A 17,699-nucleotide genomic window follows, 5' to 3' on the forward strand; every position below is an offset into this window, starting at 1 on the left:
GAAAACGGACGGTAGCTTGCCCCATCCCTTGCATAGGGGCAATGAAGGGCGCCAAAGCCTGCCGGTTCGGGTTCATCCGGCGGAGCCACCCGCAGAGGGGGTGATCAGGGCCTGGACATGGGCCACGCTGCATTCGGCCAGGGCCTGCAGGTCGTAGCCTCCCTCCAGCATCGAGACCACCCGGCCGGCCGCGTGACGGCGTGCCAGCGCGTGCAGTTCACGGGTGATCCAGGCGAAATCGTCGGTCTCCAGCATCAGGTCCGCCTGCGGATCACGCAGGTGGGCGTCGAAGCCGGCCGAGATCAGCAGCAGCTGCGGGCGGAAGTCGTCGATGGCCGGCAGCATCTCGTCGGCCCAGACGTTGCGGAAGCGGAAGCCGCCGCTGCCCGGCGGCAGCAGGATGTTCATCAGATTGCCGGCACCGCGGTCGCGGCGCAGGCCGGAATTGGGAAACAGCCCGGCCTGGTGGGTGCTGTAGTACGAGACCCGGGCATCGTGCTGGAAGATGTCCTGGGTGCCATTGCCGTGGTGCACGTCGAAATCGACCACCGCGATCCGCTCCAGGCCATGGCGGTCGCGGGCATAGGCGGCGGCTATGGCGATGTTGTTCAACAGGCAGAAGCCCATCGCCGTGCTGCTGGTGGCGTGGTGGCCCGGCGGGCGCACCGCGCAGAAGGCCAGCGGGTCCTCGCCCAGCATCACCGCATCGACTGCGGCCACACCGGCACCGGCGGCGTGCACGGCGGCGCTGGCCGAGCCGGGCGAGGTCCAGGTGTCCATGTCCAGCTGGCGCAACGGCGCGGTCTGCGGCTGCAGCACGAAGTCGAGCAGGGCGCTGTCGTGGACCCGGGTCAGTTCGCCGAACTTGGCCGGCGGCGCTTCGCGCCAGTCCAGCTGGCCGGGGAAGGCCGCGTGCAGCGCGTCCAGCACATGCTGCAGGCGTTGCGGGCATTCGGGATGGCCGGGACCGGGGTCATGCAGCAGGCAGGACGGGTGGGTATAGACCAGCATCGTGCCGACTCAGCGCTGGCGCTGCTGCGGTTGCCACAGCGCTTCGCCCTCGCCATCGGCGCGGGCCAGCACCCGGGCCAGCACGAACAGCAGGTCCGACAGCCGGTTGAGGTACTGCAGCGCCTCGCTGCGCACGGCTTCGTGGCGGGCCAGGGTGACCGTTTCGCGCTCGGCGCGGCGGACGATGGTGCGGGCCAGATGGCAGCGCGCGGCGGCTTCGCCGCCGGCTGGCAGGATGAATTCCTTCAGCATCGGCAGGTCGGCGTTGTAATGGTCCAGCTGCTGTTCCAGCGCCGAAACGTCGGCGGCATGGATCGCAGCGTGGCCGGGGATGCACAGTTCGGCGCCCAGGTCGAACAGCTGGTGCTGCAGATGCACCACCAGCGCGCGCACATCCTCGGGCAGGGGAGCGGCCAGCAGCAGGCCGAGCGCGGCGTTGGCCTCGTCGACGGTGCCGAAGGACGCCACGCGGGCGTCATCCTTGGCCACGCGCTGGCCGTCGCCAAGGCCGGTACTGCCGTCGTCGCCGGTGCGGGTGTAGATGCGCGAGAGGCGATGACCCATGGCGCGGCTCAGTGGCGGATGTCGCGGCGGGCCTGCTGGAGCTTCAACACCTGCTCCACGGCCAGCTGCAGGGCGGCGGCCAGGGCCACATAGATCGCCGTGGTGCGCAGGTAGGGCCCGAACCACTGCGCGTAGTTCTGTGCCCAGCCGGCCAGGGTCGGCTCGGCCACGTTGCGGCTGGACCAGTAGAAGCCGCCCTGTGCCAGCAGGTGGCAGACCGCCACCGAGGCGACCAGCAGCAGTGCGCCCTTGGCCAGTACCGGCCAGCGCGCGCTCTGGTAGTTGCGGCCCAGCAGCATGCCGCCGGCCCACAAAGAGAAGTAGGCCGGCAGCAGCAGCCAGTAGCCCGGCGACACGCAGTAGTGCTGCCAGAAATCCAGGCCGCTGCTGCGGATCACGATCCAGTCGACCAGTACGGCGAACACCATCAGCAGCGGGAACGCCCAGCGCGTCCAGCGGGCCAGGTAGAAGCCACCGATGAAGAACACGGCCCAGGAGGCATCCGGAATGGCCGCGAAGTGGTTGACCCGGGTCGCCGCCAGCAGCAGTACGAGTACGGACAGGACGAAGGCGCGGTTGGCGGTATCGGACATGGCGGGGGCCCGGAGCGGATTCAGGTTTCATTCTAGCCCGCCGCGCAGGTTGGCGCAGGTGCCGCCCGTTCGGCGTACAGTCGGGACGAGCGCGTATCATGAACACATGAGTGAACGACATGACGTGCTGATCGTCGGTGGTGGCCTGGTCGGTGCCAGCCTGGCCATTGCCCTGGACCGCCTGGGCCGCGACGTGGGCCTGCTCGAGGCCAGCCCGGCCGGCGAGCTGCCTGCGGTGTTCGACCAGCGCAATCTCAGTTTCGCCGCTGCCACCGTCAATGCGCTGACCGCGCTGGGGGTGATGCAGAAGCTGGCGATGGCACCGGGCCCGATCCGGCGCATCCATGTCAGTCGTGCCGGCGATTTCGGCCGTGTGCAGCTCGAAGCGGCCGATTACGACCGGCCGTGGTTCGGCCAGGTGGTGGTCGCGCGCGATTTCGGCCAGGCGCTGGAAGCGCGGCTTCAGGAGCTGCCGCGCCTGCGCCGTTACCGGCCGATGCGGTTCCTGGGACTGGGCGAGGTGGTGGACGGCTACCGCCAGGTGCGGGTGGCTGACGAGGCGGGTGAACGCGTGCTGCTGGCACGTCTGGTGGTGGGGGCCGATGGCACCACCAGCGGCGTGCGTGGCGCGCTGGGCATCGAGGTCGACCGCCATGATTTCCAGCAGACCCTGTTCGTGGCCCGCGTGCGCAGCCAGCGCGCGCCGGACGGCACGGCCTGGGAGCGGTTCACCGATACCGGCCCGACTGCCCTGCTGCCGCGTGGCGATCGTCACTTCGGCACTGTGCATGGCGTAGCGCGCGACCACGCCGATGCGGTGATGGCGCTGGACGATGCGGCGTGGCTGCAACGCCTGCAGAACGCGATCGGCTGGCGTGCCGGCCGCCTGCTCGAATCCGGTCCACGCAGTGCTTATCCGCTCATCCAGGTACTGGCGCGCGCGCTGGCCAGTGAACGCACGGTACTGCTGGGCAATGCCGCGCAGACCATTCATCCGCTGGGTGCACAGGGCTTCAACCTGGGCCTGCGCGATGCGCTGACCCTGGCCGAGCTGCTGGAGGATGCGCATGAGGATGCCGGCAGTGATGCACTGCTGCAGGCCTACGTCGCGCGCCGCGAGGAAGACCGCCGGCAGACGGTGGCGTTCTCCGGCGGCCTGGCGCGCCTGACCAGCAACCCGGCGCCGCTGATGCGGCCGCTGCGCAGCCTCGGCCTGGTGGCCGCGCAACGCGCGTCGGTGCAGTCGATGCTGGTCGGTGGCGCGATGGGCTTCCGTGGCGACGTGCCGCGCCTGTGCCGTGGAGAAGCCGCATGAGCCGGCGCACGCGTCTTGATGTGGCCATCGTCGGTGGTGGCGTGGTCGGTGCCGCGTGTGCGCTGGCGCTGGCCGATGCCGGCCTGTCGGTTGCGCTGGTGGAAGGCCGTGAACCGGCGTCGTGGCAGGCCGCACAGCCTGACCTGCGCGTGTTCGCCTTTGCCGCCGACAACGTGCAGCTGTTGAACCGCCTGGGCGTGTGGCCGGCGATCGCGCAGGCCCGCGCCTGGCCCTACCGGCGCATGCAGGTGTGGGACGCGGCCGGTGGCGAGGATCTGCTGTTCGACGCCGATCGTTTCGGCCGGCGCGAACTGGGCTACATCGTCGAGAACGGCCTGCTGCAGGACCGCCTGTGGGCGGCGCTGCCGGCGGCGGGCGTGCAGCTGCACTGCCCGGCACGGGTGGAAGCACTGGAGCAGGACGAGGACGGCGTGCGCCTGCGCCTGGATGACGGTCGCCGCCTGGAAGCGGCGTTGGCGGTGGCCGCCGACGGTGCCGAGTCGACCCTGCGCCAGCTGGCCGGGATCGAGGTTGAAAAGCACGACTACCACCAGCGTGGCGTGGTGGCCTATGTCGACAGTGAACTGCCGAACCAGGCCACCGCCTGGCAGCGCTTCCTGCCGAGCGGCCCGCTGGCGTTGCTGCCGGTGGCCGAGCGCCGCAGCTCGATCGTATGGACCCTGCCTGAAGACGAGGCAGCACGCGTGCTGGCGCTGGACGAAGATGCGTTCAACCGGGAACTGACCCGCGCCTTCGCTGCACGCCTGGGCGAACTGCGGCTGGCCTCGCCGCGTGCGGCGTTCCCGCTGCGCCGTCAGCTGGCCCGTCACTATGTGGCCGGCCGCGTGCTGGCGCTGGGCGATGCCGCACATGTGGTGCATCCGCTGGCCGGGCAGGGCGTGAACCTGGGGCTGCGCGATGTCGCCGCCCTGCAGCAGTGGCTGGCGCCGTCCGCCGAGCGTCGGGGCCAGCCGCGGCTGTCGCCGCAGCGACTGCAGCGCTGGGCACGCGAACGGCGCAGCGACAACCACATCGCCGCTTACAGCTTCGATGCGATCAACCGCCTGTTCTCCAACGACGAAATGCACCTGACCCTGGCCCGTGGTCGCGCGCTGGGCTGTGTCGGCAAATGGCCGCCGCTGGTGCAGGCGTTCTGGAAGCGCGCCGCTGGGGTGTAAGCGGAATACATGCCGCACGACGCTGCGGGCATCGCTGGCGCGTTACCAACCACGGGACGCCGCTCTGGTAGGTGCCAACCTTGGTTGGCACGCTTCCGGCATCGGTGAACAAAAAAAGGGGACGGAGGGGATTAAGTCGTTTGTGCCACAAACGACTTAATCCCCTCCGTCCCCTTTTTTCAGTCGACCAGCCAACCGGCCAGGTCGGCACGATCCAGCTTGCCGCGACGCTTCACGTCCAACGCATTGAACTCATCGGCCAGTGCCGGATTCGCCTGCGCTTCCTCGCGGCTGATGAAACCATCGCCGTTCACATCCAGCGTGGCGAAGTGGATGCGGTACTGGCCGACCACGCTGCTGGGCTCCAGCGAACGCACCGTCACCTGTGCCTCGCCGGCCGGCTGTGCAATCTCGACGCTGCCGCTGACCCGGCCCGCATCCAGCGGCTGCTGGCGGATCGCGCCGCCGGTGGGGCCCAGCGGCTGGCTCTGCGCCGGGGTGTGCGGCAGTTGCTGGGCCATGGCCGGTGCGGCGGCCAGCAAGGTGATCAGCAGGGTGAGCGAGTGGTAGCGCATGGTTCCGTTCCCCGGTAGCGCCGGGCCATGCCCGGCGGATGCAATGGGTTCAGCGCAGCGGCGAGGCCAGCACCGTGATTTCTTCCCGATCGTGATACAGCTGCTTGGCGCGTACCACCAGCGGCTTGCCGGCGTGGTCCTGGAACAGGTCCAGGCACAGCCGGGTCTCGTCCCAGCGCTTCTTCATCGGCAGCTTCAGGTTGAAGATCGCGTGCCGGCACCAGCCTTCGCGGAACCAGGTGGCCATGCGCTCGGCCACGCGGCGCGGCTGCTCGACCATGTCGCAGACCATCCAGTCCAGCGGTTGCTCGGGATGCCAGTGGAAACCATCGGCGCGCAGGTGCTCGACCAGTCCGGTGTCCAGCACGTGCTGGCGCAGCGGGCCGTTGTCGATGCTCAGCACGTGCATGTGCTGGCGGGTCAGCACCCAGGTCCAGCCGCCGGGGGCGGCGCCAAGGTCGGCCGCACGCATTCCGGGCCTGGCCAGCGCCTCGCGTTCTTCCGGCGTCAGCAGGGTCAGCAATGCTTCGTCCAGCTTCAGCGCCGAACGCGAGGGCGCTTCGGGCAGCAGCTTCAGGCGCGGAATGCCCAAGGCCCACGGCGCGCTGTCGGCCGTGTCGGCCACGCAGACGAAGGCGTGAGTGCCGTCGACGAACACCACGTGCAGGCGCGGCAGGCGATTGTTCGGCTTGTCGGTCAGCTTGCCGGCCTTGCGCAGCGCCGGGCGCAGCGCGTTGCCGAAGGCGCGGGCCAGGCCGGACAGCGGCTTGCCGGCATCGGAGTCCGGGTGTTCCACCCACAGGTCGCCGAAGCGCGGTGCATCGGCCAGAACCTCCAGCATCGGGGTGATGCGGTCGGCCGGGTCCAGCTGCGGCAACTCGGCCAGTACCAGCAGCTTCTGCCGCGCGAAGATCAGCTCGCGCCAGCGCAGGCGCGGTGCCAGCGCCGCAGCTTCGTCGCACATGAAAAGCACGTAGCCATCATTGCGCTGGGTGCGCGCATAACCGGCGAAACCGGCTTCACCGGCGCGGAACTGCAGCTCGCCGGCCAGTTCGGGCTCGAAGCCCTGCCGGCACAGGCACAGCAGGCCGATGCCGGTTTCAGTAACGGGCGCCATCGCTTTCCCCATAGGCGCGCAGCACGCTGCGCGCGGCGTCGCGGTTCAGGCCCTGCACCACTTCGATGCCGCGCTTGTTGAGTTCGCCCACCCAGTCGGCCGGCAGCGGGCCTTCGTCGAATGGCGTCAGTTCCTCGACGTCGGCCGCACTGGCACCGATCAGTAGCCGGTCGATGCCGGCCCAGACGGTGGCGCCATAGCACTGGCAGCACGGCTGCGAGCTGGTGGCCAGGGTGACCGGTGACAGCACTGCGTTCAGGCGCGGGGTCTGCAGGCGCTGCTGGGCCAGCATGTAGGCCATGTTCTCGGCGTGCGCCAGCGAGGTCGCGTGCGGCATCACCCGGTTCACGCCAGCGGCGATGACCTTGTCATCCGGGCCGAACACCACGGCACCGAACGGGCCGCCGCTGGCGTGCTCGACGTTCAGCCGCGACAGCTCGATCGCCAGCGCGACCTTGGCCTCATCGCCCGGATATCGACGATCCAGGTCGATCTGGTCGTGGATCCAGGCGGGAAGGGTCAGGTGGACTTGCGCGTACAGCATCGCGGGGGTGCCTCGTGTGGGATGGGAAAAAGTGCGGTTGCTTGGGAAACCGGCGCGCAGTGTAGCTGCACCGGCCTGTATCGGGTGTGGCGGCGGGTCAGCCCGGCGAGCCGGTGCGGATCACCACGTACTGCTTGCGGAATTCCAGCCCGGCCTGCGGCCAGCTGGCGGCGTAGGCGCGCAGCAGCGGCAGGGCGGCGGCGAAGTCGTGGCCATTGACCCGGCAATCGGCCTCGCACAGGCCATCGGCATCGCGCGAGGCGAACAGGCGGATGGCCAGGAACTGGCGGGCTTTCAGCAGCTCGTCGAAGGCGTCCATGCTCTTGGTGAACAGGCAGCAAGGGCAGGAACCGTGGTCGTCCTCGCTGCAGGTGGAGGCATCCACCTCCTGCACGCGGTAGTGCGCCAACGGCCCCAGCACCACGGTGCGTTCGTGTTCCTCGCCGTCGTCGCTGGCCGGATAGGTCAGGCCCAGCATCGGCAGGCCCTGTGCATCTTCGGCGCCGATCGCGGTCTGCAGGGTCGCCAGGTCCACCCGCACCCAGGTCTGGAAGCCGGACAGCAGCGACGCCTGCTCATCGGCACCGTTGGCGTGCTGGTACTCGAACAGGCCATCGGCGAACAGCGCGGGGTGCTCGATCTCGATGACCGTGGAGGTCTGCCAGCCGCCGTTGTCGCGCGCGTGTGCCGCCATCGCATGCGGGGTCAGGCGCAGGCCGCTGTCCAGCAGCAGCGCGTTGCCGTCGACGCGGCTGGCGGTGTCGGCGTCCTGCAGGACCTGCTGCAGCAGCGGGAGGAGTGGAGAAGCACTGTCGGTCATAAAGGCAGGTTGGTAAGAGGAATGCCGCCAATAGGCATGGCCTGGTGTCTCAAAAATGCATGAAGTGCCGGTCCAGCCCGAACTAACCAAGGTAGCTTGTTCCGGGAGTCGCTTTGTCTTGCTTGAGAAGCTTCACCTTCAGCTCCCAGCCCCCGTCGCACGGTTGTCTGCCGCTGAACAGATAAAGAACCTCACCTGCCGAAGCGTTGTTCCTCATTGTCGCGTTGTCTTCAAGATCTATCTGGCTGACAAAGACCATGGGGTTGTCATCAATGAAGCGCCAGCTGGGTTCACGTACCCAACGAGGTGCTTTGTCCATCGAGAGGAAGTACCTGTCGATCGTTTCGATCATCCATGCTTGGATTGCGCCAGGGACAGAGTCGATCCACTTGATGTCGGGTTTTGGATGTGAAGTCGAGAGATATTCGCTGTACACCTTCAGCATGAAGGGCTCCGACTCGCTTCCTTGTATGCCGACACACTTCTTTCCTTCAGCGATCCCTGAGAACGCGGCGCAGAAAATCATGAAATCGCGATCAATCTTCATGCGTGATTCCTCTCAACCGACCTGTCAATCGGATTCTCGTAACGTAAGAAGCAACCCCAGCTTCACAGGGCGTCGAGTTCGGCGCGATATCGCCGCGCGTCGGATTGCTGCTGCGGATCGTTGCCGTGGTCGCGCAGCCAGGTTTCCAGCTCGCGGCGATAGTCCGCGCGGAAACCGGCATTGCCCGGGCTGAAGTGCAGCTTGCGTGCCGCCACCTCCACGCGCTCGCGCGCAGTGGCACGGGCCTGGGCGATGCCGTGCGGGGATTCGTTGGTGAGGATGACGAAGTTGCGCGGGAAACCCGGCGTGTACTTCACCACGAATGGCTGGTCGGGCGCCGGGATGCGGATCGCGTTCTCCAGCGGCCACAGCGAGGCGGTGTTGGTGTGGAACACCACTTCCACATCGCGGCCTTCGGCAGTGCGCAGTACCGCTTCGTAGCGCCAGATGTACTGCTCGTTCATCGTCGAGCTGGTCCGCTCGGACTTCACGATCACCGCTTCACCGCGCTCGCCCACCACGTTGAGGAAGGCGGCGTTGAGAAAGTGGCCGAGGAAGATGTTGAGCATCGCCAGCGGGAACACCACGATGGCGTAGCCCGGAAAGCGCCGCCACCACGAGACCAGCCCGGCCAGCACCATCGCCGAAAAGAACGTCAGCAGCGGATGCTGCGAGATGAACCAGAGCAGGGCGGAAAGGGCGGTGATCATCGTAGGGTTCGTGCGGGCGCCTTCCCGGCGCCCGCGCAGGTCCTCAGGCCGACCAGGTGTCGCGCAGGGTCACGCTGCGGTTGAACACCGGCTTGGCCTCGGTGTGGTCGCGGCGGTCGGCCACGAAGTAGCCGGTACGCTCGAACTGGAACGACTGCTCCGGCGCGGCGCTGGCCGCGGCCGGCTCGACATAGCCGGTGACGGTGCGGCGCGATTCCGGGTTGAGGTAGTCGCGGTAGGTCTTGCCTTCCGATTCGTCGTCCGGATTGGCCACCGAGAACAGGCGGTCATACAGGCGGATCTCGGCCGGTACGCCGTGCACGGCGCTGACCCAGTGGATGGTGCCCTTGACCTTGCGGTTGGCGCCTTCCATGCCCGGACGCGATTCCGGATCCAGCCAGCCGCGCAGCTCGGTGATGGTGCCGTCGGCATCCTTGATCACTTCATCGCAGCGGATGATGCCGGCGCCGCGCAGGCGCACTTCGCCACCCGGGACCAGGCGCTTCCAGCCCTTCGGCGGTACTTCGGCGAAGTCCTCGCGGTCGATCCACACTTCGCGTGCGAACGGTACTTCGCGGCTGCCGAAGCTCTCGTCCTTCGGGTGGTTGCTGAAGGTCAGCTGTTCTTCGTGGCCTTCCGGCAGGTTGGTCAGCACCAGCTTGACCGGATCGATCACCGCCATGCGGCGCGGCGCGGCACTGTCCAGGTCTTCGCGCAGCGCGCCTTCCAGCACGCTGAAGTCGATCAGCGAGTTCTGCTTGCTGATGCCCACGCGTTCGGCGAACAGGCGCATCGCCGCAGGGGTATAGCCACGGCGACGCAGGCCCTGCAGGGTCGGCATGCGCGGGTCTTCCCAGCCGTCCACCAGCTGTTCGGTGACCAGCGCCATCAGCTTGCGCTTGCTCATCACCGTGTAGTTGATGTTCAGGCGCGAGAACTCGATCTGGCGCGGCTTGGCTGCTTCGCGCGGCAGGCCGGCGTCGACCAGCGGTTGGGTCAGCGCATCGTCATGGGCGAAATCGACGTTGTCCACGCACCAGTCGTACAGCGGGCGGTGGTCTTCGAATTCCAGCGTGCACAGCGAGTGGGTGATGCCCTCGATCGAATCACCCAGCGCATGGGCGAAGTCGTACATCGGGTAGATCGGCCACGCGTTGCCGGTGTTCTGGTGCTCGACGTGCTTGATGCGGTACAGCGCCGGATCGCGCAGGTTGATGTTGCCGCTGGCCATGTCGATCTTGGCGCGCAGGGTACGCGCGCCATCCGGGAATTCACCGGCCCGCATGCGGCGGAACAGGTCGAGGTTTTCCTCGACGCTGCGGTCGCGCCACGGCGACGGGCGGCCCGGCTCGGTCAGGGTGCCGCGGTAAGCGCGCACTTCCTCGGCCGACAGGTCGCAGACATAGGCCTTGCCCTGTTCGATCAGCTTCTCGGCGGCCAGGTAATAAGTCTGGAAGTAGTCCGAGGCGTGGCGCAGCTCGTTCCAGCTGAAGCCCAGCCAGCGCACGTCGTCCTGGATCGCGGCCACGTATTCCGGATCTTCCTTGGCCGGGTTGGTGTCGTCGAAACGCAGGTTGCAGACGCCGCTGAATTCACCGGCGATGCCGAAGTTCAGGCAGATCGACTTGGCGTGGCCGATGTGCAGGTAGCCGTTCGGCTCCGGCGGGAAGCGGGTCTTGATTGCCTGGTGCTTTCCGCTGGCCAGGTCCTCGCGCACGATCTGGCGGATGAAATCGCGCTTTTCGTGGCTGTCGGCGGGGGTCTCGGGGCTGGCGGGGGTGTGCTCGGACATGAGTCGGCGAAAAGAAAGGCAGAAAGACCAACAGTCTAGCGCGTACGGGGCAGGGCTGCCCGGTAGGGCTGGCCGGCGGAATGGTCACGCGCCGTCACCACCACCATTCAGCCCCCGGGCGTATGCTGGACCCCATGTCCCATGGAGCCGCCGCATGCACATCGTGTACAAGGCCGACAACCTGTTCGACGCCCACCTGGTCAAGCACGCGCTGGAAGATGCCGGCATCCCGGCCTTCGTGTTCGGCGAGTCGCTGCTGGGTGGCATGGGCGAGCTGCCGCTGTTCGGCGTGCTGCGGGTGGGCATCCCCGACGCGGCGCGGCCGCAGGCCGAGGACATCGTGGCGGCGCTGGACTTGGGCCACGCACCGGACGCCCCCATCTCAGATGCAGACGACATAGCCGGACTTCCGGCGTAGGAGCGCATCATGTTGGGAATTGGCCAGGGCATCCTCGGCATCGGCGCCTTCAAGCAGCGCCTGCCGCGCCCGGAAGAAGCACTACCGGGGCGTGACCAACCGCTGCCGCTGCACAGCAACCAGCACTTCGTGAACAGCCATCCGCTGAAGGACCGTTTCGCCGGCCTGCAGCAGATCCGTTTCGCGCTGGGCTGCTTCTGGGGCGCCGAGCGCAAGTTCTGGACCGAACCGGGCGTGTACAGCACCTCGGTCGGCTATGCCGGCGGCATTACCCCGAACCCGACCTATGAAGAGGTCTGCTCGGGCCTGACCGGCCACACCGAAGTGGTGCAGGTGGTGTTCGACCCGGCGGTGGTGAGCCTGGAGCGGCTGCTGCAGCTGTTCTGGGAGAGCCACGACCCGACCCAGGGCATGCGCCAGGGCAACGACACCGGCACCCAGTACCGCTCGGCGATCCACGCCACCGACGAGGCGCAGTACAAGGCAGCGCTGGCCAGCCGCGAGGCCTACCAGGCGCAGCTGGACGCCGCCGGTTATGGCCCGATCACCACCGAGATCGTGTATCCGGCGCCTGAGTATTACTACGCCGAGGATTACCACCAGCAGTACCTGGCGAAGAACCCGAACGGTTACTGCGGGATTGGTGGCACTGGCGTGAGCTGCCCGATCGGGTTGGATGTGGAGGCGCCGCGCTGACGCGCGGTGGTCCGCCTGCGGCGGGCAACGTCAACGGCTGAAAGCCAAAGCCAAAGCGGCTCTGGGTTGCTGCTTGTTGGGTGGGGCGGTGTGGGTTGGCAGGACACGCCGTAAACCCGTCCTTGGGGGCTCGATGGCGCCTTGCTCGTGTGCGCTGTCCTGCGCACACGGCAAGACCGGGGTTGGGCGTCCTGCCCAACCCGCCAGAGGCATGCCTCGGGCCCATGGCGCCAACGGTCCTGCCAACCCACACCGCCCCACCCCCGACAGTTTCCCGGTGACGGTGGGAAAGAGCATTGGGTTACTGACGAACTGATGGAAAACAAAAAGGACGCGGCGTTCGCCGCGTCCTTTTTGTTTGGTTCTGCATTGCCCTTGTAGAGCCGAGCCATGCTCGGCTCCGAGCAAGCGAAGCGCGCGACCCGCTGTTGCTCTTCTTTCCTTCTTCCGTGGCGGGCGGCCGCAGGAAACTGTCGAAGGCAGGGTGGGTAGGCCGTGCAGGGGCGTGAGCCGCATGGATGCGGCGACCGAGCTTACAGGGACGTACTTGCAGCGTCCCCTGCACGGCCTACCCACCCTGCCAACCGCATGATCGGCTCTTCGCGACCAACCGATCCGCCACGAGGGGCTCAGCCGTTGGCCGAAATCCTCACAGTTCCGAACGAATGCGTTCGCGCAGCCCCTGCAGATCCTTGGCAAACGCATCGATGCCGGTCGCCAGCTTCTCGGTCGCCATCGGATCGGCCGCCAGATCCGCTGCGAACTTCGCCGCATCGATCGGGGTCACCGCCACGCCGTCGGCGGCACCGGCCACCAGCTTGCGCGGCAGCTCGCCGTGGTCGGCGTCCAGCTTCTCCAGCAGGTCCGGCGAAATCGTCAGGCGGTCGCAGCCGGCCAGCGCTTCGATCTGCGCGGTCGAACGGAAGGAGGCACCCATCACCACCGTCGACGAACCGCGACGCTTGAATTCGGCATACACGCCACGCACGAACTTCACGCCCGGGTCTTCGTCGATGCTGGCCGGGGTCTGGCCGTTGGCCACGTACCAATCGAGGATGCGGCCGACGAACGGCGAGATCAGGAACGCGCCGGCTTCGCTGCAGGCCAGCGCCTGGGTCGGGTTGAAGATCAGGGTCAGGTTGCAGTCGATACCCTCGGCCTGCAGGATGCGCGCGGCTTCCACGCCTTCCCAGGTCGCGGCGATCTTGATCAGGATCTTCTCGCGCGGCACGTCTGCATCAGCGTACATCTGGATGAACTGGCGGGCCTTGGCCACGGTGGCGGCGGTGTCGTAAGCCTGGTCGGCATCCACTTCGGTGGACACGCGGCCCGGCACCAGCGTGCTCAGCAGCGCGCCGACGCCGATGGTCAGGCGGTCGGCCACGGCATGCACCACGGCTTCGCGGTCGCCACTCTGCTGGCGGCCCCAGGCCAGTTCGCGTTCGATCAGCTCGGCGTAGACCGGCAGGTCCAGCGCCTTCTTCACCAGGGTCGGGTTGGTGGTGCAGTCCACCGGCTGCAGGCGCTTGATGGCGTCGTAGTCACCGGTATCGGCAACGACCACGGACAGTTCGCGCAGCTGGGACAGTTTGGACGGGGTACTCATTACGGCTCCTGGTGCAGGGGGATCGAATCGCGCGCGGTGCGCAGCGGTAATCAGGGGCGGTCGTTGTGGACCGCGGTCACGCGCAGGCGCAGCTTGCGGCCGCCGGGCGCATTCCAGTCGATGCTCTGGCCGATCGAAAGGCCGAGCAGGGCACTGCCGACCGGGGCCAGCACGGAAACCTTGCCTTCATCGACGTTGGCTTCGCGGGGGAAGACCAGGGTCAGGACGTGCTTCTCGCCCGAGACTTCATCTTCGCACTCCACGCGCGAATGCATCATGACGATGCCTTCGGGAATCTGGTCCGGTGCCAGCACGGTGGCACGGTTGAGTTCTTCAGCAAGCGCGAGCGCGGCAGGCGTCTGGCTCAGCGCAGGGGATTCGAGCATGGCGTCCAGGCGGTCCATGTCGAAGGTGGAAACGGTGATCGACGGCGGCAGGCCGCTGGCGGTACTCATGGTGAAGCTCCTTGGTTGAAAGCCATGCAAAAGGCGGCACCTGCTGGCGCCGCCTGTCTGTATTGTGGGGACAAATGCGGCCGGAATCGACTCCTGCCGATTCCAGGCCGGTACTGCGGGGGCTCAGCCGTTCAGCGCGGGGCCGGGCAGGGCGGCAGTGTCGCCGGCGGTGTTGACCGCCTCCAGGGTGAACAGCGCCTGCGGCAGGCGCTTGAACTGGTCGGCCAGCTCCATCAGGAAGTCGTTCATGGCCGAGCTGCGGCGCCAGATCATGGCGATGCGGCGGCTGGGACGGCCTTCACCGGTGAAATCGAGCAGGCGGATGTTGTTCGAGCGCGGGACCGGCGGTTGCACCGACAGGCTCGGCAGCAGGGTGATGCCGACGTCGGCGGCAACCATCTGCCGCAGCGTCTCCAGGCTGGTGGCGCGGAACTCGGACTTCTCGTTGGCGCCGAACAGGCGGCAGACTTCCAGTGCCTGGTCGCGCAGGCAATGCCCGTCTTCCAGCAGCAGCAGCTTCTGCGTGGCCAGTTCCTGCACGTCCAGGTGTTCGCGACGGGCCAGCGGGTGGCGCCCGGAAACAGCCAGCAGGAACGGTTCTTCGAACAGGAACTCGGCGTGCAGCTGGTCGTCGATCACCGGCAGGGCCAGCAGCGCAGCATCGAGTTTGCCTTCGCGCAGGCGGTCGAGCAGCACATCGCTCTTTTCCTCGACCAGCAGCAGTTCCAGCTCCGGGAAGCGATCGCGGATGCGCGGGATCACATGCGGCAGCAGGTACGGGCCCAGGGTCGGGAAGATCCCCAGGCGCACCGTACCGGCTTCCGGGTCGCGGCTGCGTCGCGCCGCTTCCTTCAGCTGTTCCACTTCGGACACGATCACCCGCGCCCGCGCGGCAGCCTCCTGGCCGGCCGGGGTCAGCATCACCTTGCGCGGTGCGCGTTCCACCAGCGGCAGGCCCAGCTCTTCTTCCAGCTTGCGGATCTGCGTGGACAGCGTTGGCTGGCTGACGAAGCAGGAGGCGGCAGCCCGGCCGAAATGCTTGTGGTCGGCCAGGGCTACCAGGTACTTCAGATCACGTAGGTTCATCCTTACACCCCAGGGGTAACGGACCGGCTGACGGCGTGGTTACCCGACAGGCAGACAATGTTCCCGGTGATCTGGGAACGGTGGATCAGGCCGCTTCAGCAACGGCACCGCTGCTGCTGCTCACCGACGAGCGGATCAGGTGGTCGAACGCGCTCAGTGCGGCGGTCGAACCGGCGCCCATGGCGATGATGATCTGCTTGTAGGGTACCGTCGTGCAATCGCCAGCAGCGAACACACCCGGCAGGTTGGTCTGGCCGCGGTCGTCGATGACGACCTCGCCACGCGGCGACAGCGCCACGGTGTCCTTCAGCCACTCGGTGTTGGGCAGCAGGCCGATCTGCACGAAGATGCCTTCCAGCTCGACGCGGTGGGCGTCGCCGCCGACGCGGTCCTTGTAGACCAGGCCGGTGACACGGCTGCCGTCGCCCAGCACCTCGGTGGTCTGCGCGCTGGTCAGCACGGTGACGTTGGCCAGGCTGCGCAGCTTCTTCTGCAGTACTTCATCGGCGCGCAGGCTGGAATCGAATTCCAGCAGGGTCACATGCGACACGATGCCGGCCAGGTCGATGGCCGCTTCCACACCGGAGTTGCCGCCGCCGATCACCGCCACGCGCTTGCCCTTGAACAGCGGGCCATCGCAATGCGGGCAGTAGGCCACGCCCTTGTTGCGGTACTGGTCCTCGCCCGGCACGTTCATCTGCCGCCAGCGTGCGCCGGTGGACAGGATCACCGAACGCGACTTCAGCACCGCGCCGTTCTCCAGCTGCACCTGCACCAGGCCGTCTTCACCGGCCGGCACCAGCGCGCTGGCGCGCTGCAGGTTCATGATGTCCACCTCGTACTCGCGCACGTGCTGTTCCAGCGCCGTGGCCAGCTTCGGGCCTTCGGTCTCCTTCACCGAAATGAAGTTCTCGATCGCCATGGTGTCCAGCACCTGGCCACCGAAACGCTCGGCGGCGATGCCGGTGCGGATGCCCTTGCGTGCGGCGTAGATCGCTGCTGCCGCGCCAGCCGGGCCACCGCCCACCACCAGCACGTCGAAGGCGTCCTTGGCGGCGATCTTCTCGGCATCGCGCTTGCTGGCATTGGTGTCCAGCTTGGCTACGATCTGCTCGAGGGTCATGCGGCCCTGGTCGAACACTTCACCGTTGAGGTACACGGTCGGCACCGACATGATCTCGCGCTCCTCGACTTCGTCCTGGAACAGGGCACCGTCGATGGCCACGTGCTGGATGCGCGGGTTGAGCACCGCCGCCAGGTTCAGCGCCTGCACCACGTCCGGGCAGTTCTGGCAGGACAGCGAGAAGTAGGTTTCGAACCGGTACTCGCCTTCCAGGTTCTGCACCTGTTCGATCAGCTCGGCGGTGGCCTTGGACGGGTGGCCGCCCACCTGCAGCAGGGCCAGCACCAGCGAGGTGAACTCGTGGCCCATCGGCAGGCCGGCGAAGGTCAGGTGGATATCCTGGCCCGGCGTGCCCAGGTCGAACGAGGGCACTCGGCCCTGGCCGTCACGCAGCACCTGCAGCGAGATCTTGTCCGACAGGCTTTCCAGGGTCTGCAGCAGTTCCAGCATTTCCTGCGACTTGGCGCCGTCGTCGGCGTGCGCGGTGATCTGGATCGGGCGGGTCACGCGCTCCAGATAGGTCTTCAGCTGCGACTGCAGGTTGGCGTCCAACATCGGGTCATCTCCTGGCTTCAGGCAAACAGGGGGCGTGGCACCGCTGTAGAAGGTAGCGGACCAGCAGGGGGTAGGGGTGAACCCAAGACAGCGACCGTGGAAGGGGCTGGCTGGCCAAGGCTGGCGCGCGTTGGCTGTCTTGGGTTCACCCCCACGCCGGCGGGGGGACCGGCACGGGGATGAAAGGCGCGCCGTGGCGTGGGGCCACGGCAGGCCGGTACTGCGTTAGATCTTGCCGACCAGGTCCAGCGACGGGGTCAGGGTCTTCTCGCCTTCCTTCCACTTGGCCGGGCAGACCTGGTTCGGGTTGGCGGCGGTGAACTGGGCAGCCTTCAGCTTGCGCAGGGTCTCGGACACGTCACGGGCGATCTCGTTGGAGTGGATCTCCAGGGTCTTGATCACGCCTTCCGGGTTGATGATGAAGGTGCCGCGCAGGGCCAGGCCTTCTTCCGGAATGTGCACGCCGAAGGCATTGGTGAGCTGGTGGGTCGGGTCGCCGACCAGCGGGAACTGGGCCTTGCCGACGGCCGGCGAGGTTTCGTGCCACACCTTGTGCGAGAAGTGGGTGTCGGTGGTGACGATGTAGACCTCGGCGCCGGCCTTCTTGAACTCGGCGTAATGGTCAGCCGCGTCCTCGATCTCGGTCGGGCAGTTGAAGGTGAAGGCGGCCGGCATGAAGATCAGGACGGACCACTGGCCCTTCAGGCTGGCGTCGGAAACCTTGATGAACTCGCCATTGTGGTAAGCGTTGGCTTCGAACGGCTGGATCTGGGTGTTGATCAGGGACATCGTTTTTCCTCTGGTGAAGGGGAGTGGGTGAATCGACAGGAGCTAGGTTACCGACTCGCTGGCGATAAGAACAATCCATTGATTGCATCTATTTGATAGATGGAGTCTATCAAATGGCCATGAGCCAGCACTGAACCATGCCGCTCCCATCCTGCAACTGCTTGTGTGACAAGGAAAATCGCCCGGGATGTGTGAAGAGGGCTGA

At 67.0% G+C, this 17,699-nt stretch carries 19 protein-coding genes; 4 read left to right on the forward strand and 15 right to left on the reverse strand.

All coding sequences use genetic code 11. The features are described 5' to 3' along the window. Positions 1-72: 72 nt before the first annotated feature. Genes M1L61_RS03500 through M1L61_RS03510 form a run of 3 tightly spaced genes read right to left on the reverse strand, consistent with a single transcriptional unit; the run spans position 73 to position 2,168 of the window. Positions 73-1,011: a histone deacetylase family protein gene (locus M1L61_RS03500; RefSeq protein WP_019338104.1), complete on the reverse strand. Its 939-nt coding sequence runs from the start codon at positions 1,009-1,011 to the stop codon at positions 73-75. Positions 1,012-1,020: 9 nt separating this feature from the next. Beyond that, entirely contained in the window at positions 1,021-1,575 is a 555-nt protein-coding gene (locus tag M1L61_RS03505; protein WP_049411657.1) for a cob(I)yrinic acid a,c-diamide adenosyltransferase, read from the reverse strand. Between the two features lie 8 nt (positions 1,576-1,583). Beyond that, entirely contained in the window at positions 1,584-2,168 is a 585-nt protein-coding gene (locus tag M1L61_RS03510) for a hypothetical protein (RefSeq protein WP_019338105.1), read from the reverse strand. A 106-nt stretch (positions 2,169-2,274) separates the two neighbouring features. On the opposite strand from M1L61_RS03510, the gene ubiH reads away from it, so the two are divergent. Further along, a complete protein-coding gene (gene ubiH / locus M1L61_RS03515) occupies positions 2,275-3,483 on the forward strand; it encodes a 2-octaprenyl-6-methoxyphenyl hydroxylase (protein ID WP_043398102.1) in 1,209 nt (402 codons plus the stop codon). Continuing rightward, complete coding sequence (locus M1L61_RS03520; protein ID WP_217015168.1) at positions 3,480-4,661, forward strand: UbiH/UbiF family hydroxylase; 1,182 nt, start codon at positions 3,480-3,482, stop codon at positions 4,659-4,661. The genes ubiH and M1L61_RS03520 overlap by 4 nt, the downstream gene beginning before the upstream one ends. A gap of 179 nt (positions 4,662-4,840) precedes the next feature. Here M1L61_RS03520 and M1L61_RS03525 read toward each other — a convergent pair whose 3' ends face one another. From M1L61_RS03525 to M1L61_RS03555, 7 genes are all read right to left on the reverse strand, one after another. Beyond that, on the reverse strand, positions 4,841-5,236 hold the full coding sequence (locus M1L61_RS03525; RefSeq protein ID WP_248854336.1) for an EF-hand domain-containing protein: 396 nt from the start codon (positions 5,234-5,236) through the stop codon (positions 4,841-4,843). A gap of 49 nt (positions 5,237-5,285) precedes the next feature. Continuing rightward, complete coding sequence (rlmM, locus tag M1L61_RS03530) at positions 5,286-6,353, reverse strand: 23S rRNA (cytidine(2498)-2'-O)-methyltransferase RlmM (protein WP_248854337.1); 1,068 nt, start codon at positions 6,351-6,353, stop codon at positions 5,286-5,288. Beyond that, entirely contained in the window at positions 6,337-6,897 is a 561-nt protein-coding gene (locus tag M1L61_RS03535; RefSeq protein ID WP_005415358.1) for a nucleoside deaminase, read from the reverse strand. The genes rlmM and M1L61_RS03535 overlap by 17 nt, the downstream gene beginning before the upstream one ends. Before the next feature lie 97 nt (positions 6,898-6,994). Beyond that, on the reverse strand, positions 6,995-7,717 hold the full coding sequence (locus M1L61_RS03540; protein WP_248854338.1) for a DUF6348 family protein: 723 nt from the start codon (positions 7,715-7,717) through the stop codon (positions 6,995-6,997). A gap of 82 nt (positions 7,718-7,799) precedes the next feature. Beyond that, entirely contained in the window at positions 7,800-8,264 is a 465-nt protein-coding gene (locus M1L61_RS03545) for a hypothetical protein (RefSeq protein ID WP_191863296.1), read from the reverse strand. A gap of 62 nt (positions 8,265-8,326) precedes the next feature. Then, a complete protein-coding gene (locus M1L61_RS03550) occupies positions 8,327-8,974 on the reverse strand; it encodes a hypothetical protein (protein WP_248854339.1) in 648 nt (215 codons plus the stop codon). A 43-nt stretch (positions 8,975-9,017) separates the two neighbouring features. After that, a complete protein-coding gene (locus M1L61_RS03555; protein WP_019337032.1) occupies positions 9,018-10,766 on the reverse strand; it encodes a glutamine--tRNA ligase/YqeY domain fusion protein in 1,749 nt (582 codons plus the stop codon). Positions 10,767-10,920: 154 nt separating this feature from the next. On the opposite strand from M1L61_RS03555, the gene M1L61_RS03560 reads away from it, so the two are divergent. Then, positions 10,921-11,184, forward strand: a complete 264-nt coding sequence (locus tag M1L61_RS03560) for a DUF2007 domain-containing protein (RefSeq protein WP_010481810.1) — start codon at positions 10,921-10,923, stop codon at positions 11,182-11,184. Positions 11,185-11,214: 30 nt separating this feature from the next. Beyond that, entirely contained in the window at positions 11,215-11,880 is a 666-nt protein-coding gene (gene msrA, locus M1L61_RS03565) for a peptide-methionine (S)-S-oxide reductase MsrA (protein WP_029550714.1), read from the forward strand. 649 nt (positions 11,881-12,529) lie between these two features. Here the strand turns inward: msrA and M1L61_RS03570 are convergent. The 5 genes from M1L61_RS03570 to ahpC all read right to left on the reverse strand — a co-directional run bounded on the left by M1L61_RS03570 (position 12,530) and on the right by ahpC (position 17,494). Further along, a complete protein-coding gene (locus M1L61_RS03570; protein WP_248854340.1) occupies positions 12,530-13,486 on the reverse strand; it encodes a transaldolase in 957 nt (318 codons plus the stop codon). A gap of 50 nt (positions 13,487-13,536) precedes the next feature. Then, positions 13,537-13,941 (reverse strand): nucleoside diphosphate kinase regulator, encoded by a 405-nt coding sequence (gene rnk / locus M1L61_RS03575; RefSeq protein ID WP_005408156.1) that lies wholly within the window; start codon positions 13,939-13,941, stop codon positions 13,537-13,539. Positions 13,942-14,064: 123 nt separating this feature from the next. Continuing rightward, positions 14,065-15,027, reverse strand: a complete 963-nt coding sequence (locus M1L61_RS03580; RefSeq protein WP_010481807.1) for a LysR substrate-binding domain-containing protein — start codon at positions 15,025-15,027, stop codon at positions 14,065-14,067. Positions 15,028-15,112: 85 nt separating this feature from the next. After that, positions 15,113-16,705, reverse strand: coding sequence for an alkyl hydroperoxide reductase subunit F (ahpF, locus tag M1L61_RS03585; RefSeq protein ID WP_049480222.1), 1,593 nt, complete (start codon positions 16,703-16,705; stop codon positions 15,113-15,115). A 225-nt stretch (positions 16,706-16,930) separates the two neighbouring features. Continuing rightward, positions 16,931-17,494, reverse strand: coding sequence for an alkyl hydroperoxide reductase subunit C (ahpC, locus tag M1L61_RS03590; RefSeq protein ID WP_005408159.1), 564 nt, complete (start codon positions 17,492-17,494; stop codon positions 16,931-16,933). Positions 17,495-17,699 lie beyond the last annotated feature (205 nt).

This window comes from Stenotrophomonas sp. NY11291 (assembly GCF_023277365.1).
GTDB classification, from domain to species: Bacteria; Pseudomonadota; Gammaproteobacteria; order Xanthomonadales; family Xanthomonadaceae; genus Stenotrophomonas; species Stenotrophomonas geniculata.

Bases quoted from the DNA above. Each gene is read 5' to 3' on its own strand.
- M1L61_RS03520 (WP_217015168.1), top strand. From the start codon at position 3,480: ATGAGCCGGCGCACGCGTCTTGATGTGGCCATCGTCGGTGGTGGCGTG.
- ahpF (WP_049480222.1), bottom strand. From the start codon at position 16,705: ATGTTGGACGCCAACCTGCAGTCGCAGCTGAAGACCTATCTGGAGCGC.
- M1L61_RS03570 (WP_248854340.1), bottom strand. From the start codon at position 13,486: ATGAGTACCCCGTCCAAACTGTCCCAGCTGCGCGAACTGTCCGTGGTC.
- M1L61_RS03550 (WP_248854339.1), bottom strand. From the start codon at position 8,974: ATGATCACCGCCCTTTCCGCCCTGCTCTGGTTCATCTCGCAGCATCCG.
- M1L61_RS03545 (WP_191863296.1), bottom strand. From the start codon at position 8,264: ATGAAGATTGATCGCGATTTCATGATTTTCTGCGCCGCGTTCTCAGGG.
- M1L61_RS03500 (WP_019338104.1), bottom strand. From the start codon at position 1,011: ATGCTGGTCTATACCCACCCGTCCTGCCTGCTGCATGACCCCGGTCCC.
- ahpC (WP_005408159.1), bottom strand. From the start codon at position 17,494: ATGTCCCTGATCAACACCCAGATCCAGCCGTTCGAAGCCAACGCTTAC.
- M1L61_RS03505 (WP_049411657.1), bottom strand. From the start codon at position 1,575: ATGGGTCATCGCCTCTCGCGCATCTACACCCGCACCGGCGACGACGGC.
- M1L61_RS03525 (WP_248854336.1), bottom strand. From the start codon at position 5,236: ATGCGCTACCACTCGCTCACCCTGCTGATCACCTTGCTGGCCGCCGCA.
- rlmM (WP_248854337.1), bottom strand. From the start codon at position 6,353: ATGGCGCCCGTTACTGAAACCGGCATCGGCCTGCTGTGCCTGTGCCGG.
- M1L61_RS03560 (WP_010481810.1), top strand. From the start codon at position 10,921: ATGCACATCGTGTACAAGGCCGACAACCTGTTCGACGCCCACCTGGTC.
- rnk (WP_005408156.1), bottom strand. From the start codon at position 13,941: ATGAGTACCGCCAGCGGCCTGCCGCCGTCGATCACCGTTTCCACCTTC.
- M1L61_RS03535 (WP_005415358.1), bottom strand. From the start codon at position 6,897: ATGCTGTACGCGCAAGTCCACCTGACCCTTCCCGCCTGGATCCACGAC.
- ubiH (WP_043398102.1), top strand. From the start codon at position 2,275: ATGAGTGAACGACATGACGTGCTGATCGTCGGTGGTGGCCTGGTCGGT.
- M1L61_RS03555 (WP_019337032.1), bottom strand. From the start codon at position 10,766: ATGTCCGAGCACACCCCCGCCAGCCCCGAGACCCCCGCCGACAGCCAC.
- M1L61_RS03540 (WP_248854338.1), bottom strand. From the start codon at position 7,717: ATGACCGACAGTGCTTCTCCACTCCTCCCGCTGCTGCAGCAGGTCCTG.
- M1L61_RS03510 (WP_019338105.1), bottom strand. From the start codon at position 2,168: ATGTCCGATACCGCCAACCGCGCCTTCGTCCTGTCCGTACTCGTACTG.
- M1L61_RS03580 (WP_010481807.1), bottom strand. From the start codon at position 15,027: ATGAACCTACGTGATCTGAAGTACCTGGTAGCCCTGGCCGACCACAAG.